Annotated in this window: 11 protein-coding genes; 6 read left to right on the top strand and 5 right to left on the bottom strand. The window is 56.0% G+C overall.

Annotation, left to right across the window (positions count from 1 at the left end; genetic code table 11):
- Nucleotides 1-10: 10 nt before the first annotated feature.
- Nucleotides 11-1,966 carry a glucosamine-6-phosphate deaminase gene (nagB, locus tag E1J53_RS03255; protein WP_134271599.1) on the bottom strand — a complete coding sequence of 652 codons (1,956 nt, stop codon included), beginning with the start codon at nucleotides 1,964-1,966 and terminating at the stop codon, nucleotides 11-13.
- A 351-nt stretch (nucleotides 1,967-2,317) separates the two neighbouring features.
- Between nagB and E1J53_RS03250 the strand changes: the two genes are divergently transcribed.
- The 3 genes from E1J53_RS03250 (at nucleotide 2,318) to E1J53_RS03240 (ending at nucleotide 5,579) form a co-directional block, all read left to right on the top strand.
- A complete protein-coding gene (locus E1J53_RS03250) occupies nucleotides 2,318-3,661 on the top strand; it encodes a Gfo/Idh/MocA family protein (protein ID WP_134271600.1) in 1,344 nt (447 codons plus the stop codon).
- A 34-nt stretch (nucleotides 3,662-3,695) separates the two neighbouring features.
- Nucleotides 3,696-4,457 carry a DUF1080 domain-containing protein gene (locus E1J53_RS03245; protein ID WP_134271601.1) on the top strand — a complete coding sequence of 254 codons (762 nt, stop codon included), beginning with the start codon at nucleotides 3,696-3,698 and terminating at the stop codon, nucleotides 4,455-4,457.
- Between the two features lie 270 nt (nucleotides 4,458-4,727).
- Complete coding sequence (locus E1J53_RS03240; RefSeq protein ID WP_134271602.1) at nucleotides 4,728-5,579, top strand: DUF4349 domain-containing protein; 852 nt, start codon at nucleotides 4,728-4,730, stop codon at nucleotides 5,577-5,579.
- 45 nt (nucleotides 5,580-5,624) lie between these two features.
- Here the strand turns inward: E1J53_RS03240 and E1J53_RS03235 are convergent, their stop codons facing one another.
- Nucleotides 5,625-7,328, bottom strand: a complete 1,704-nt coding sequence (locus tag E1J53_RS03235; protein ID WP_134271603.1) for a hypothetical protein — start codon at nucleotides 7,326-7,328, stop codon at nucleotides 5,625-5,627.
- Nucleotides 7,329-7,760: 432 nt separating this feature from the next.
- On the opposite strand from E1J53_RS03235, the gene E1J53_RS03230 reads away from it, so the two are divergent.
- The gene (locus E1J53_RS03230) at nucleotides 7,761-8,714 is read left to right on the top strand and encodes a DUF4382 domain-containing protein (RefSeq protein WP_134271604.1); all 954 of its coding nucleotides are present in this window, start codon (nucleotides 7,761-7,763) and stop codon (nucleotides 8,712-8,714) included.
- A gap of 189 nt (nucleotides 8,715-8,903) precedes the next feature.
- Nucleotides 8,904-9,626, top strand: coding sequence for a glycosyltransferase family 2 protein (locus tag E1J53_RS03225; protein WP_134271605.1), 723 nt, complete (start codon nucleotides 8,904-8,906; stop codon nucleotides 9,624-9,626).
- Nucleotides 9,627-9,691: 65 nt separating this feature from the next.
- On the opposite strand, the gene E1J53_RS03220 is transcribed toward E1J53_RS03225, so the two are convergent.
- Together E1J53_RS03220 and E1J53_RS03215 are read right to left on the bottom strand one after the other, a co-directional pair.
- Nucleotides 9,692-11,800, bottom strand: a complete 2,109-nt coding sequence (locus E1J53_RS03220; RefSeq protein ID WP_134271606.1) for a pitrilysin family protein — start codon at nucleotides 11,798-11,800, stop codon at nucleotides 9,692-9,694.
- Between the two features lie 41 nt (nucleotides 11,801-11,841).
- The gene (locus tag E1J53_RS03215; protein WP_134271607.1) at nucleotides 11,842-13,173 is read right to left on the bottom strand and encodes a pitrilysin family protein; all 1,332 of its coding nucleotides are present in this window, start codon (nucleotides 13,171-13,173) and stop codon (nucleotides 11,842-11,844) included.
- Nucleotides 13,174-14,124: 951 nt separating this feature from the next.
- On the opposite strand from E1J53_RS03215, the gene E1J53_RS03210 reads away from it, so the two are divergent.
- Entirely contained in the window at nucleotides 14,125-14,715 is a 591-nt protein-coding gene (locus E1J53_RS03210) for a toxin-antitoxin system YwqK family antitoxin (RefSeq protein WP_134271608.1), read from the top strand.
- 6 nt (nucleotides 14,716-14,721) lie between these two features.
- Here E1J53_RS03210 and E1J53_RS03205 read toward each other — a convergent pair whose 3' ends face one another.
- Nucleotides 14,722-15,483 (bottom strand): PAS domain-containing protein, encoded by a 762-nt coding sequence (locus tag E1J53_RS03205; protein WP_134271609.1) that lies wholly within the window; start codon nucleotides 15,481-15,483, stop codon nucleotides 14,722-14,724.
- Between the last annotated feature and the right edge of the window lie 57 nt (nucleotides 15,484-15,540).

Below are 15,540 nucleotides of genomic sequence, written 5' to 3'. Positions count from 1 at the left end.
TTTCTTCCCGCTAAAACCGCCAGCGGACGAAGGCTTCCATGGCCTCGTACTCGGTGAGTCCCAGCTGGTTGTAGATGTTGGCGGTTTCCCGGTTCCGCTGCTCGGCCCGCTGCCAAAATTCCCGGTGATCTTCCCCCTGGAACATCACGCCGTCCTTCTGACTTTGGTGGAAGAAAATGGCGTGGCGTTTCTTCTCCACTTCCTGGGGGCTGAGGGGAACGGCCATTTCGATTTCGTGCACGGGCCATTCCTGCCAGGCACCCCGGTAGAGCCACAGCCAGGTGTCCTTGATGGACTTATCTCCCTTGAGTTGCTCCAGGGCCGCGAAGATGGCGTCGAGGCACACCTTATGGGTGCCGTGGGGGTCCGCCAGGTCACCGGCGGCGTAAATCTGGTGGGGCCGCACTTCCTTGATGAGGTCCACGATCAGGTCAATGTCTGCCTGGCTCAGGGGTGCTTTTTTACGACGTCCGGTTTCGTAGAAGGGCATGTTGAGGAAGTGGATTTGTTTGTCCGGTAACCCGCAGAAACGCGCTCCGGCAATGGCTTCCCCCTTACGGATCAATCCTTTGATGTCCCGAACTTCCAGGGGGTCCACCTCGGCCGTGTCGTCGGGGTTGCGGAGGGCCTTGATGGCCTTTTCCAGGACTTCATTGTCCACCCCGGCCCGCTGGTTCATCTCGTGGCTGAACTCGGCAAACCGCAGCGCATCCTCGTCGGATACGGCAATATTGCCGCTGCACTGATAGGCTACGTGGACTTCGTGGCCCTGGTCCACGAGGCGCAGGAACGTACCACCCATGGAGATGACGTCGTCGTCGGGGTGCGGACTGAAAATGATCGCCCGCTTGTGCTTCGGGGCGGCCCGTTCCGGACGGTTTTGCCCCTCGGTGCCCTCCTTGCCCCCTGGCCATCCGGTGATGGTGTGCTGCAGGATGTTGTACATCCGGATGTTCAGCTCATAGGCGGAGCCGTCGAGGGCCAGCAGGTCGGACATGCCGTGGTTATTGTAGTCCCTTTCGGTCAGCTTCAGGATCGGTTTGCTTACCGTCTGGCTCAGCCAGACGATGGCCTTGCGGGTCAGGGTGTCGTCCCATTTGCAGGGACCGACCAACCAGGGGGTCTTGAATCGGCGCAGTTCGGAGCAGGCTTCCCGGTCCAGCAGCACCGTCAGGTTATCGTGTTCCTGCAGGAAGGAGGCCGGGACCGTATTGGTCCGTACTCCTTCGACCGCTTCCTGGACGATGTCGGCCTTTTTGTGGCCCCAGGCCAGGAGTACCACCCGCTTGGCCTTGCGGATGGTATCAATGCCCATGGTGATGGCCCGGGTGGGGACGTTGTTCATTCCCTGGAAATCACCGGCGGCGTCGACGCGGGTCAGGTGGTCCAGGGTGATGAGGCGCGTCAGGCTGCGGGGGTTGGACCCGGGCTCGTTGAAGCCCACGTGCCCCGTCCGGCCGATGCCGAGGAGCTGGAAATCGAGTCCCCCGTGATCCTGAATGGCTTCTTCGTATTCCATGCAGTGCTGGTAGACTTCTTCCAGCGGAATGCGGCCATCGGGGATGTGGATGTTCTGGGGGTCGATGTCGACGTGGTTGAACAGGTGGTTGTGCATGAAGTACCAGTAGGAGCGGGTGTTCTGCCGCTCCATGGGGTAGTATTCGTCGAGGTTGAAGGTGACCACGTTGGCAAAACTGAGGCCTTCTTCCTTGTGCAGGCGGACGAGCTCCTCGTAGACCCGGATGGGAGAAGAGCCGGTGGCAAGCCCCAGCACGCACTTCTTTCTTTGGTAAGCCCGGGCCCGGATCAGGTCGGCAATTTCCCGCGCAACGGCCACGGAGGCATTGCCGGAATCACTGAATACCTCCACGTGCATTTTTTCGTAACGGGTGACGTCCGTGCGGCCGACATGGCGGTAGGATATGTCCGCCTGGGCGGTTTCGTGGATGGGAAGAAGATCGAGCATGATACGAGGTGGTTAAAAAAACGGGCAGACAAAAAAGAATTTCAAAACTAAAGCACAGCGACGGAATAACCTATCCATCCAGAGAGAATGCTTTGGTGCTTCCGCCAGAAAATGTCCACTGCCTAAAGGGTAGTAGGGGAGGGCTGCTGCTGCCGGCCTCTGTGCGAAAGGAACAGAACGAATTGGGGCGAGGGACCGTGAAGCGAAGCGGAATACTCGGCTCAGCCGGTACAGGTGCAATGAAATGGAATCCCCCGGCCCAGCCGGGATGCCATCCATGGTGGGTGTGGCCGGGTAGGCGCGAAAGCACGGCAATTTTTTTTACCTTAATCCCACTTAAGTCGAACATTCATGGCAAAGAACACCAGAAGAAATTTTCTCAAGCGCGCTGCCGCTGCATCGGGAGCCCTCGTTGGCGCCCCGGCCCTCCTTTCCGCTCACACCGAAACGATGCACCGGGCGGCTCCCTCCTTTTCGGCCAACGATCAGGTCAATCTGGCCGTGATCGGTGCCGGTGGTATGGGGGTAGTAGACAGCCAGACGGCCCTGCGAATCCCGGGCGTACGGATGGTGGCCGCCTGTGACCTCTACGACGGCCGCCTGGCGGCGGCAAAGGACCGCTGGGGTAAGGACATCATGACTACCCGCGACTACCGGGAGGTACTGGCTCGCCCCGACGTGGATGCGGTCATCATCGGGACCCCCGATCACTGGCACAAAGAGATCTCCGTGGCCGCCCTGGAGGCCGGCAAGGGCGTGTACTGTGAAAAACCAATGGTGCACTCCATTGGGGAGGGAGAAGCGGTCGTGGCTGCACAACAATCCACGGGAAAAACCTTCCAGGTGGGCAGCCAGGGTATGAGTTCTCTCGGTAACGAAAAGGCCCGGGAACTCTTTCAGCAGGGCGCCATCGGTCAGCTGGTGTACGCCGAGGGGTTCTGGGCCCGGAACTCCCCCACGGGAGCCTGGCAGTACACCATCCCCCAGGATGCCAGCCCGAAAACGGTGGACTGGGACCGGTACATCGCCAACACCACCAAAAGAGACTTTGATCCCCTCCGGTTTTTCCGCTGGCGCAACTATCGCGACTACGGAACGGGCATGAGCGGCGACCTCTACGTCCACCTCTTCAGCAGCCTCCACTTCGTCACCAGCAGCATCGGCCCCCGCCAGGTCATCAGTACCGGAGGGCTCCGTTACTGGAAGGACGGACGGGAAGTACCCGACGTCCAGTTGGGGATGTTTGACTACGGGGAGCAGGCGGGCCACCCGGCCTTTAACCTTAGCCTCCGTTGCAATTTTGTCGACGGAGTATCGGGCTCAACCTACCTCCGCCTGGTCGGCTCCGAAGGCGCTATGGACATCACCTGGACGGACGTTTACCTGCGTAAGAACCTCGTTTCCGATCCCCTGGATCCCTTCCTGCAGAACAAGAGCAGCGAGGGCGTCGTGGGGGGAGAACCACGCAAAATGATGCTCCCTCCGAAGGAGATGCACTACACGGTGCAGCAGGGCTACAAGGGCGCCCACTACGACCACTTCAACAACTTCTTCAATGGCGTACGCCACGGCAAGGCCGTGATGGAGGATGCCGTGTTCGGCTACCGGGCCGCGGCACCCGCCCTGCTGTGCAACGACAGCTACTTCGAGAAGAAGATCGTCAACTGGGATCCCGTAAACATGAAGGTGGTCTAAGGGACCCTCCTCACCCGTTATTTAATTCATTCACTTGAGTACCTACTTTATGCGCTACCTATTGCTTTGCTCCCTGACCCTGATTCTCTGCACCTGCGCACCGTCGCCCGACGGTGAAGCCAGCACGGAAGAAGCCACGACGGAGATGACCGAAACCGCCGACGACGGCTGGGAAATGCTGTTTGACGGCGATGACGTGGATAAATGGCGCGGCTACAACCGGGATGCCTTTCCGAACCTGGGCTGGCGGGTCGAAAACGGAGAACTGATGGTAGAGCACTCCGGCACCGAGGAAGCCGGCTTTGGCGGGGACATCATTACCCGCGAGAAGTTTAAAGACTTTGAACTGGAACTGGAATTTAACCTGACCGACACCGCCAACTCCGGAATTTTGTACCTGGTGCGGGAAGTGGAAGACACCCCCATCTGGCACAGTGCCCCGGAATACCAGCTGCTGGATGATGAAACCTACAAAGTGACCTATCCCGAACTGACCGACAAGCAGATGACCGGGGCGAATTACGATATGCACGCACAAACCGAGAACTACAGCAATCCGATCGGGGAGTGGAATACGGCCAAGATCATCAAGCGCGGACCCCACGTCGAACACTGGCTCAACGGCAACCTGGTCATTGAATACGATCTCCACGACAACGACTGGGAGCAGCGCTACCAGGCCAGCAAATTCAGCGACTATCCCACCTACGCTTCGGTCGACGAAGGCCACATCGGTCTGCAGGACCACGGCCACCTCGTGCGTTTCCGCAACGTGAAAATTAAGCGATTGGAGTAGGTTGGTTTTTTGGTAATTTAGTCTGTTAGTTCGTTGGTAATTTAGTTCGTTAGTCTGTTAGTTCATTAGTCTGTTGGTTCGGTGGTAGTTTAGTCCATGAGGCCCTAAATTACCAACAGACTAACAGACTAACAGACTAACAGACCAACAGACTAACAGACCAACAGACCAACAGACTACCTCCCTCCCTCAATTTGTGAATAAGTTGTCAACGCGGGCTGGGGACTGTGTACTAGAAGTGTATTCGTCATCTATCGCTAAAACAAGACCATGATGATACGCACCCTGATTACTTCTTTACTGGTTTTTGTGCTGTTTGCCTGCGGAGGAAGCAGTATGGAATCCGCGGAAAGCATGCCGAGCAGCTACGGTGAGGCCGACATGAAAATGGCCGATGATTACGATATGGCTGCTCCCCAGGCGGCGGAAGATCCCATGCCATCGCCGGAGGCGATGCCCCAGCGGGAGGCCAAAATCATCTATACCGCCGGTGCCCGTGCCCGGGTGGAGAACCTGGATACGGCCCTGGTGAAGGTGGCCGATCTGGTGAATAAGTCCGGGGGCTACATTGCCAGCCAACACCGCCGGAACAACAATTACGAGCATACGGCGGAGATGCAAATTCGTCTGCCGGCGGAGGCGCTGGGGGCTACCCTGGAATTCCTTCCGTCCATCAGTGTACAGATTGACTTCCAGAACCTGGACAGCCGCGACGTCACCGAAGAGTGGCTGGATCTGGAGAGTCGACTGCAAACCAAACGCGACGTTCGGGACCGGTACATTGAGATACTCCGTAACCGGGCGCAGAAGGTGGAGGATATTCTGAATGCCGAGGAAAAAATCCGGGTAATTACCGAGGAAATCGAGGCCAAGGAGGGCCGCTTGCGGTACCTGCGCGACCAGGTGTCCATGTCCACCTTTATCCTGGAGCTGTACGAAACGCAGGAATACCGGGAAACGGGGGACACCTACCGCCGCAGCTTTGGCAGCCAGGTGCTAGCCGCCCTGTCCGATGGCTGGCGCATCGTTAAGGAACTGGTGCTGATGGTCATCACGATCTGGCCCCTGCTGATCATCGGAGGTCTCGGTGTCTGGTGGTACCGCCGCCGGAAACGGAAGTAAGCCCCCTTCAGCCACGAGCAACGAGCAACCAGCAACCAGCTCCCCCTATTCCCCCAGAATCCGCTGCAGCATCCGGATAGTAATTAGGTAGGTGGGCTTTACCCCATCCACGCCCAGGCTTCCGCTGGCCAGGGTATGACCGGTTACCAGGGGGTTATCGCTGGCGTAGTAGGCGTAGCGGAGTTTGACGTCGGGATTGACGTTTTTACGGATGTGCGTAGCGGCCTGAATGGCTTTCTGGTAGTGGGCGCCCTCCATTTCCAGTCCCGCCGCCCGCCAACTACTGGTCAGGAAGTACTTGAGAATCTGCCGGTTTTGAAGACTGGTGCCAAGGACGGTCACCATGGGGCCGCCGTAAACGGATAGGCCGTTGCCGGTGAAGTCTTCCTTTTTGAAGTCATTCTCGAAGGGGTAGTTATCCGCCGTACCCTCGAACACGTGGGCATTAGGGACCATCAAATCCCCCTTTACACCCTCCAGAATACCGGCTTTGCCCATGATGTTGATGCTCTCTACGGGCATGTCGTAAACGGCGGGGCTGCCGGGCAGGTGGTAGGGGCGCAGCAGTTCGTCCATACTTTCGTAGGCCTGCTCCCCGAACGCGTAGTCCATGACCAGGATGACGGGGGCCTGATCCGGCATTTTGGCCGGGGAGAAATTCAGCTCCGCGGGAATGAGTTTGGGGTCGAATTCTGCGGTGTCGAAGATCTGGACCCCGAGGTTTGTCCCGCTGGTGTCCTCCACTTCGATCATGCCATTTTCGCGGGCGAGTTTAAATACTTCCGGCCGCAGGGGTTTGTACTCGGTCTGGCTCAGCGCCTTGGCAAAGTCAAGGATCGAGTGGTGCTTTTTTAGTTTCCGGCCTAGTGCCGCCGGGGCAAAAAGGCTGTTGGTTACACTGTGAAGGTTGGCACTGATGATGTGCAAGGGCCGCTCGATCAGTTTATGCTCCATCAGGACGGCCTTAATGGCCCGGGCCCAGAGTTCGCCGAAGTAATGGTGGCCGGTTTTTTCCCGCAGGGTGCTGGAGAAGGTAATCTCCCGGTCATGGTCCTGTTCTGCCTCTTCCCGGGCCAGCTTTCCGAGCCAGTAGGTGATTTGAAACAGAGAATTTACCTGGTCTTCATTATGAAACCGCTGGCAGGCGACGACGACCTCGTCGTAGGTTCTTCCCAGCAGAGTACTCAGATAGGTATAGGCCGTTTCCAGCTTAAACTCCTGGCCCGTAGCTTCCAGGAGCACAATTTCTTCCAGTTGCTGCCATTCCCGTTTGGGGCGGCTCTTACTGTCCAGGCTGTTGGCGTATATCTTATTGGCCTCCGCGTAGAGGAAAGTCAGGTGGGTGAGAATATCGTAGATGTCACTACGCCCCCGCGTCATCTCGATGTACATCTCCTCGTCGTCGATGCGGTAGGCATTCCGGCGCCGATTCGGGGCCACAATGGGCTCAAAGTGACTGTTCTCGTATCCTTCCCGCGTAATGAGCTTCAGGTAGCGGCACTCCTCGATACCCTTTGGCAAGCGGGTCATCACGTAGTGGAGCCCATCCAGCTCCACCCGCTCGGCGTCAGTGATGGTGCCGTAAATCTCCGGCCGCAAGATCATCAGGTTATCCATGAGGGTCTTACCACTCATACCGCCGGGCTTATAGCTCCCGCGGATCAGTAAGTGACGCATGGCGATGTAGAGCCGTTGAACGGCAGCACGACTTTCCTGGGCCCGGGTGCGGGGAAGGTTGGTATTCGTCATGGCGCAAAGGTAAAGTACTTTCCAGGGAGTCGTATCGGAAAGAAATCAAGCGCATTTTTCCCAATTTAGTTTTCTTGGAAAAAGCGTGGTTTGGGGTCAATTTCAGGATTTCTATTCCCCTTTTTAGACGGCTTTTTTTGACCGGGATGCAATCTTGAAGATTTCGATGCGTTTGTCTTTCCACTTCGATCAAGGAGGCAGATTGCCTCCCTGGAGGGCAGCAATTCCTGTGTCCTATCCGTGGTGTCTGGTCATCCTGATGACGACCAAAATTTATTTAAAAAAACTGTTTTTGCTGAATCCGATCACCCAGAAAACCTCGTAGCTATTGCCAGAAACATACTCAAGTAATTCTTTGTCAAATGTTCGTTCTGGAGTCCTTGCACGGACTCCCTTCGCAACCAACCACTATCATTTTTAATCCCACGAATTATGACAACCAATAATCTGGCTTCACGCTTTTTTGTCGCATTTCTTTTCCTCGCCCTCTTTGCTTCCTGTGATGAAGACACGGAGGTAACCACCGGTAACGACGGACGCCTCACGGTAGAAATTACCGATGCGCCCATTGATGACCCCGCCGTCAGCGCCGTTTTTGTAACGGTCGCCGACGTTAAGGTCGACGGACAAAGCCTTTCGGGCTTCCAACGCACGACCGTTGAGCTTTCTGCCCTGCAGAACGGCGTAACCGAAACCCTGATCAATACCGACGTGGCGGCAGCATCCTACAGTACCCTCGAAATCGTACTGGATGACGCTGCCGATGCCGCTACCGACGGAGGCCCCGGATGCTACTTGCTTACCGAGGACAACGCCAAGCTTGCCCTGGAGGTCGCCGGCGACGGTGCCCTGACCGCCCAGAGTACGGGCTTTGAAGTTGTCCAGGGAGCAACGACCGCGCTGGTCATTGACTTTGACCTACGTAAAGCCCTGGTCCGTACCCAAGACGAAACCGAACCCTACGCCTTTGCGGCGGAGAACCGCCTGGAATCCAGCCTGCGCCTGGTTTCCAAGGCCGAAACCGGAACCCTCACGGGTACCGTGAATAACACTTCCGGCCAGTCCGGAGAAATCGTTATCTACGCCTACGAAAACGGAACTTATTCTGAATCAGAAGCGACCGCAGACACGGATGATGGCCAGTACCTGAACGCCGTGGCCAGCGCCCGGGTGAACAGCAGTGGTGATTACCAAATTTCTTTTCTCCCGGCGGGATCCTATGAACTGATTGCCGTCAATTATGCGGATGAAGATAATGACGGTGAGCTGGAGGTAAAGGGCCAGTTTTCCATCACGACGATGACGGGCCTCGATCTCGGAGGTATTGCAGTGACGGCGAATTCAGAAACTTCGCTGTCCTTTATCCTCACGGGTCTGCTTCCATAGGATATTTCTGTGAACATTTGACTTCGGAATTTTTGGTCCCCGATGAGCAATCATCGGGGACTTTTTTTGCCAACTCCCGAAGTGCTTTGCCGGGGCCGGCCGACGCCTCAGTTCCCCGAACGGGTTTTTATCGTTAAATCATGGTCTTTTCGGACCGAAAACTCTTTTACCAGTAATACCTTCGTGGCCATGAAAATTTCTAAGCTCTCCATCGTCATCCCCGCCTATAATGAGGAGCGTACCATCCACCTGATTCTGGATAAGGTCCGAGACGTTAAACTCATCGGTGGCATCGAGAAGGAACTGATTATCGTAAACGACTGCTCCGCCGATGATACGGAGGGTGCCATTGAGCGCTATCGTGCCGCCAACCCCGAACTCAATATCCAATACTTTAAGCACGAGGTCAATATGGGCAAGGGAGCGGCCCTGCACACGGGAATTAGCCGCGCCTCCGGCGAATACCTGATCATTCAGGACGCTGACCTGGAGTATGACCCGGAAGAATATAACGACCTGCTGAAGCCCGTCGTGACGGGTTTCGCCGACGTGGTTTACGGCAGCCGTTTTCAGGGGAGTAAACCCCACCGGATATTGTTCTTCTGGCATACCATTGGCAACAAGTTTCTCACCTTCCTGTCCAATATGTTCACGAACCTGAATCTGACGGATATGGAGACTTGTTACAAGCTCTTCCGGACCGACATGATCCAATCCCTGGAGCTGCAAGAAAAACGCTTCGGGTTCGAGCCGGAAGTGACGGCCAAGGTCAGCCGGATTCCCAAAGTCCGGATTTATGAAGTAGGCATCAGTTACTACGGCCGAACTTACGAGGAAGGCAAGAAGATCGGCTGGCGGGATGGCGTCAGGGCCATCTACTGCATCGTCAAGTACGGCGTCTTTTCCCGCTAAGGGAAGAAATAGAAAAGCGCGCCGCCAAAACTGGCAGCGCGCTTCCTGATTAAACTCTACTGACCTTACTCTACTTTAAAGAGCGCCGGGTCAATTTCCGTATTCACGTTGAGTTCAATCACCTTCATTTCCAGCGGGAAGGGCATGGCACCTTCTACCTTCAGGACGTGGGGGAACTTCACACCACCTACTTCCTGATAATCGGAAAAGGTAGTGGTGATGGTCGTGGGGCCCTGCTGGGTGACGGACCGTACTTTCATCCCCGTCTCCTGATCAAAGAAATAGCGAACCGTATTTTCTCCTTCGGCGACGGCCAGAATGATGGCGGGCTTTCCGTCCACCATTTCCGTACCCTCAATTGAAAGGTTTTCGGGACTGTCCATCCAGGCGATCTCCGGGAACAGGGCGGACTGGCTCTTCAACGCGGCAATTTGTTCCTCGGCCAAAGGAGTCTTGTTGCCCATCTGGGTGATGGAAGCCTTACCGGCGTTGAACCGCTGATCGGCCATGACCTGTCCCATCATTTTCGTCTGACTGCTGAACTTATCTCCACCGGACTTGAACATCGTCTGCTGGATGGTCTGCCCCTGGATGGAGGCTTCCATGGTCATGGCGATGTTCTCCACCTTCATCAGTTGATCTTTTCCACCAATGGCGTCGAGGTAGGAGGCAACTACGGTTTCGGGATCGAGATCCGTGGGGGCTTCCATGGCGGCCATGTCAATCGGGTTACCACTGGCGTCATAGAAGTCCACCTTCCCGGAGGTCGCAAAGCGGGCGAGTTTATCCGCCACGGCTTTGTCTCCCACTACGATGATGTGGGTACTTTTCGGAGACACCAGTTCCTGGGCTACCTTCAGTAGGTCACTCGTTTTGGTGGCTTCCACGCGCTGGAGGTAGGTGGGGTAGAAGTCACGGTCCAGGCCGTAGCGGATGGTGTTCAGGGCGTAGCTGGCAATCCGCTGGGGACTTTCCAGGGCCCGACCAAAACTTCCCGTAATCTGCTTCTTGGTGCGCTCCAGCTCACTGGCCATGACGGGCTCGGTGCTGATTTTATTCAGTTCATAGAGGAATTCGACGATGGCCGAATCCGTCACCTCGTTGCGTACGTTGGCGAAGGCCCGCAGGTTCCCCACCAGCTCATCATTGGAAAGGCTTGAATTAGCACCATAGGTGTATCCCTTGTCTTCCCGGATGTTTTGGAACAAGCGGCTGCTGAAGCCACCGCCCCCCAGAATCTGATTCATGATGTTGGCGTGGATGGCTCTCGTGTTACCGGGCTCCAGTTCTACCGGATGACCGATGGTGATGTTGGATTGTACCGCTCCGGAACGGGGGACAAAGGAGACCTTCACGCCCTCCGGCCGCTTGGGAGTAGCGTAGCTGGGGACGGGAACCCGCCCGGGCTTCCAGTCGCTGAAGGCGGACTTGGCCAGCCGCTCGGCTTCCTCCCGGGTGAGATCTCCGACCATGACCAGGTAGCTACGGTTTGGCACGAAATAGGTTTCGTAGTAGTCTTTGACTACGTCGAGGGTGACGTTGGCCAGGCTTTCCTCGGTCGTCAATTCACCGTAGGGGTGGTCGGCTCCGTAGTACATTACCCGACGAACCCGCTGCGAGATGGCACCGGGGTCGGTCAGGGCCTGTGCCAGTCCGGCCTCCGCCTCCGACTTTACTTTGGCAAATTCCGCTTCGGGGAATTGGGCGTCCAGTACTACTTCGGACATCATCTCCAACAAGTCTTCTTTGTACTTGCTGATGGTGGCGGCAAAGGCCCCCGAACTGCTGGTGGAAAGGGAGGCGCCAATGAAGTCAACGGCCTCGTCAATTTCCTCCTTCGTTTTGGTGGAGGTGGCTCGGCGGAGCATACTGCCCATCATGTCACCGGCACCCGCATATTCGCCCTCCAGGTGGGGAGGGACGTCAACGAAGAGCTGGTAGCTGACCCGCGGAAGTTTGTGGTTTTCCACGAGAACGACCTGAAGGCCGTTGTCCAACTTAAAGTCCTGAAAGTCCCCCAACTGGATCTCGGGTGCCGGCCCGGGAGCGGGCGGTTCCGCCCGGAAGTCCTTCTCCATGGTGGGCGTAGTGGAAGTATTGGTGGTGCTTTGCTGTGGGGTAGAGCAAGCAGCTATTAGTAATAGGGCCAGAAGGCCAAAAAAGATACGTTGCATGTTTTTTTCTTTTCGGGTGAAGGGGAGGGGTAAGGGAGGAATTACTTGGAGTCTTCCTTACTTCCCGGCACCCAGTAAAGGGTCACGCGATTGTCTTTGGTGTAGTATTTTTTGGCTACCCGGCGGATATCTTCCCGGGTCACCCGCATGTAGCGTTCGGTTTCCGTATTGATCAGGTTGGCGTCTCCCTGATACATCTCGTAGTTAGCCAGTCCCTCGGCGATGCCCGACATGGTGCCGTAGCCGGAAATGGCGTTGGCTTCAATCTGGTTGCGCAGTTTCTGGAATTCCCGCTCCGTGATGAGCTCGGTCTGCATTTTCTCCACCTCCTGGTTGAAGACTTCCTCAATGGGCTTGAGGTCACTGCCGGGTTTGCCAAAGGCAAACGCAATGGCCAGGCCGGGGCCCTGGGTGAAACTCGGGAAGGAACCCGCCTGGACCGCCAGCTGTTTTTCGTCCACCAACACTTTATTCAGGCGGGAACTTTGTCCCTGACTGAGCACCTGGTTCATCATGCTTATGGCGTAGTAGTCGGGGTGATTGCGCTCGGGCGTACGGTAACCCATCACGAGGGCCGGCAGGGGAGCCTTGGCGTCCCAGATGCTGTCGCGGACTTCCCCGCCCAGCGGCGGCTCCACCGTCGTGACCCGGGGCGGTTCGGCTCCGGCGGGAATGTCGGCGAAGTACTTTTCGATGAGGGCCCTGGTCTGCTCGATGTCGAGGTCACCCGCAATCGAGAGGATGGCATTGTTGGGCACGTAGTAGGTTTCGTAGAAACGCTTGTAGTCCTCTTCCTGGGCACTGTTCAGGTCCTCCATGTAGCCGATGTTGGGGTCTTTGTAGGGGTGCTCCCGGAAGCCGTGCTTGAAGAGTTCGTACAGCAGCTGACCGTAGGGGCGGTTGTCGTAACTCTGACGACGCTCCTCCTTTACTACTTCCCGCTGGGTCTCCACGCCTTCCTGATTGACGACGGCGTGAAGCAGGCGTTCACTTTCCAGCCACAGGCCCAGCTCCAGTTGGTTGCTGGGCAGGATTTCGTAGTAGTAGGTGCGGTCCTGGCTCGTATTGGCGTTCAGGACACCACCGGCCTCTTCGACGTATTTGGTGAATTCACCCCGGCCGATGTGCTTGCTGCCCTCAAAGAGCAGATGCTCGAAGAAATGGGCAAAGCCCGTCCGTCCTTCGAAGGAGTCTTTTCCTCCCACCTCGTACATGATGGACACCGCCACGATCGGGGTGCTGTTGTCCTGATGCAGGATGACTTTAAGTCCGTTGTCCAGGGTGTATTTCGTGAACTCAATGTTGGTTTGTGCGCTTACGCCAGCCGCCCAGAGGGCCATAATTAGCAGAGCGCAACATCTCCTTAATAGCATGTGCAATTCGTTTAATGGTAAATCAAGGGTAGTGTCAATTCGCAAAGAAAACCGTAGTCGGGGGTATTCGTTTGCCCGGAGGCCTACTTTTCGGCCAGCGGATCGACAATTTGGGCATTTTTCCCGCTAAAGGCTTGGAATACGGGAGGTGGGTGGTGATGGATGGGGCGTGACCGCCGACAGAGCACGAGGGCGCGAGTGCGCAGGTGCCGGGTGATGGCGGCCTGCCGTGTGATGGGCAAAAAAAAGAAAACCCCGCTACGTTTTTACGTGCGGGGTCCTGCAAAGAAGAGCAATAAATGTAAAGAGGGTAAAAAAATAGGGCAGGATGCTTATTTCCGTTAAGTAGGTTTTTAGGGTATTCTTGAAGGGAAAAGTGAAAATAGGGATGACAGGGTTTGGTGTTTATTCCGGGTCACGCAGATGGGAAAGGGTGCTATCCCGCCGGTGACAATGACAAATCTAGGGGCGGATTGCCTTGCGCGCAACCGCCGTGGCTCCGGAGATTCCAGGAGGTGGCCGGATCGTCCAACCTGGCCGGGATGTGCTAAAAACTGTTAAAAAATGGCCCTCGTTTGGGTCCGATGAGAGAGACTGGGCTAGTTCCGGAAGGGAACTGGTAGCAAAACGAGGGTTTTGGCCTTTTGGGGCCGAGTTTAATTATTTTAACATTTTCGACGTGAGGGAAGATTTTTCTCTCCACCGAGCCCGGATTTCCGGGCGGATCCTTGCCAGAAATAAAGAAAAGTTAAATAGAATTTTAGGGCCTCCGGTGCACCGAAGTCCACCCTTTTGACGGCGGTCGGGCAAAAAGTCACTCCCCAGGTCGGCTTGCCCCCGGGCAATTCACGGCACCTGCCCTCCGGGCCCAAGGGTATCGTCGCACAACCTCTGACCGACTCAGAGAACGCCAAAATTTGAACATGTCCTACCTTCGGGCAAAATTTCAGTATGATGCGCTACATCTTTGGGTTATGCCTTTCACTGATGATCATGAGCTGTGACCAGCCAACGGCTCCCGCACCGGTGAAGGCCACGGTGGACGGTACGGAATATGAACTCACCGAAGTTCCGGGTACGGAATCCAAACACGCCGTCAAGCGGGATCCGCTCGGTAAAATCATTGAAGAGGGCTACATCCACAATGGCCTGAAACAGGGCGCCTGGACGACCTACACTACGGAGTCCTACCTGCCGGAATCCATCACCAGTTACGTCGACGGGGTCCTCAATGGTCCCTACCTGGAATTTGACCCCCAAGGTCGGGTAAACCTGATGGCGAACTACCGGGCCAACGAATATCACGGTCCCTTCGCCAAATACCGGATTGGGCGCGCCGAGCAAACGGCCACCTACGTAGACGGAAAACTGGACGGTGTTTTCGCCGAGTTTGATTTCCGCAACGGAAAAATTAAGCAGGAGGTACACTACAAAATGGGCGTGCAGCACGGCCCCTTACGATACTTTAACGACGCGGGGGAAGTTACCCTGGAGTATCTGTACGAAAACGGTGAGCGCGTCTCCGGTGGCATCAAGGAATAGCGAGCCCTATTCTTCCCGCCGGACTTTTGATTCGGCCATCAGCTGGTCGGCATAGGCCTTGGGGGTCAATCCGGTTCCGTCCCGGAACACTTTGTAGAAGGTGCTCTTGTTTTTAAAGCCACAATGTTGGGCGATGCCGAAGAACGTCTGCTGGTAAAACTCACCGGCCATGAGGCGCTTTTTGACCTCCTCGATGCGGTAGCTGTTGATGAAGGAAAGAAAGTTGCACCCACCGTGGTGGTTTATGACCTGGCTGAGGTATTTGGTATTCGTGTCCAGCCGGATGGACAGTTTCCGGAGCGTGAGGTCCGGATCCAGGAAGATTTTATCTTCCACCATGGTCCGTTTGATGCGGTCAAAAAGATGTACTTCGTCAATGCCCCGCAGGCTACTGGTCCGGTAGCGATTTTTCAGGTTGAGCAGGGAAAGACGGTTTTCATTTTTGACCTTACTGCCGTCCACTTCAAAGGCCAGGTAGTTGACCAGTTCCTTTTTGGAATTATGGATGGGATGAATGACCAGCCGACATTCGTAAGCCTCACCATTTTTCCGGTAGTTGATCAGGGTTTCCTTAAAGGGTTCTTCCCGGGCCAGGCCCTCCCGAATTCGGGCAACCGCATCGGGTTCCGTTCTCGGGCCCTGAAGGACACTGCCCGGAGTTTTACCAATCACGTCTCCCAGATCGTATCCCGTGATGCATTCAAAATCACGATTAACCCAAAGGATTTTCCGGTTAGAATCGGTGAGGATAACGGCTATTTCGTACATAATTCGGTGGTTTTGGGTCAATAAGGCTAAACGGTGAGTATGAAAAGAGGCGTAGCT

This window comes from Lewinella sp. W8, from assembly GCF_004375085.3.
Lineage (GTDB): Bacteria > Bacteroidota > Bacteroidia > Chitinophagales > Saprospiraceae > Neolewinella.
The sequence above is the reverse complement of the archived record's forward strand: the minus strand, read 5'-3'. Positions and strand labels throughout refer to the sequence as shown.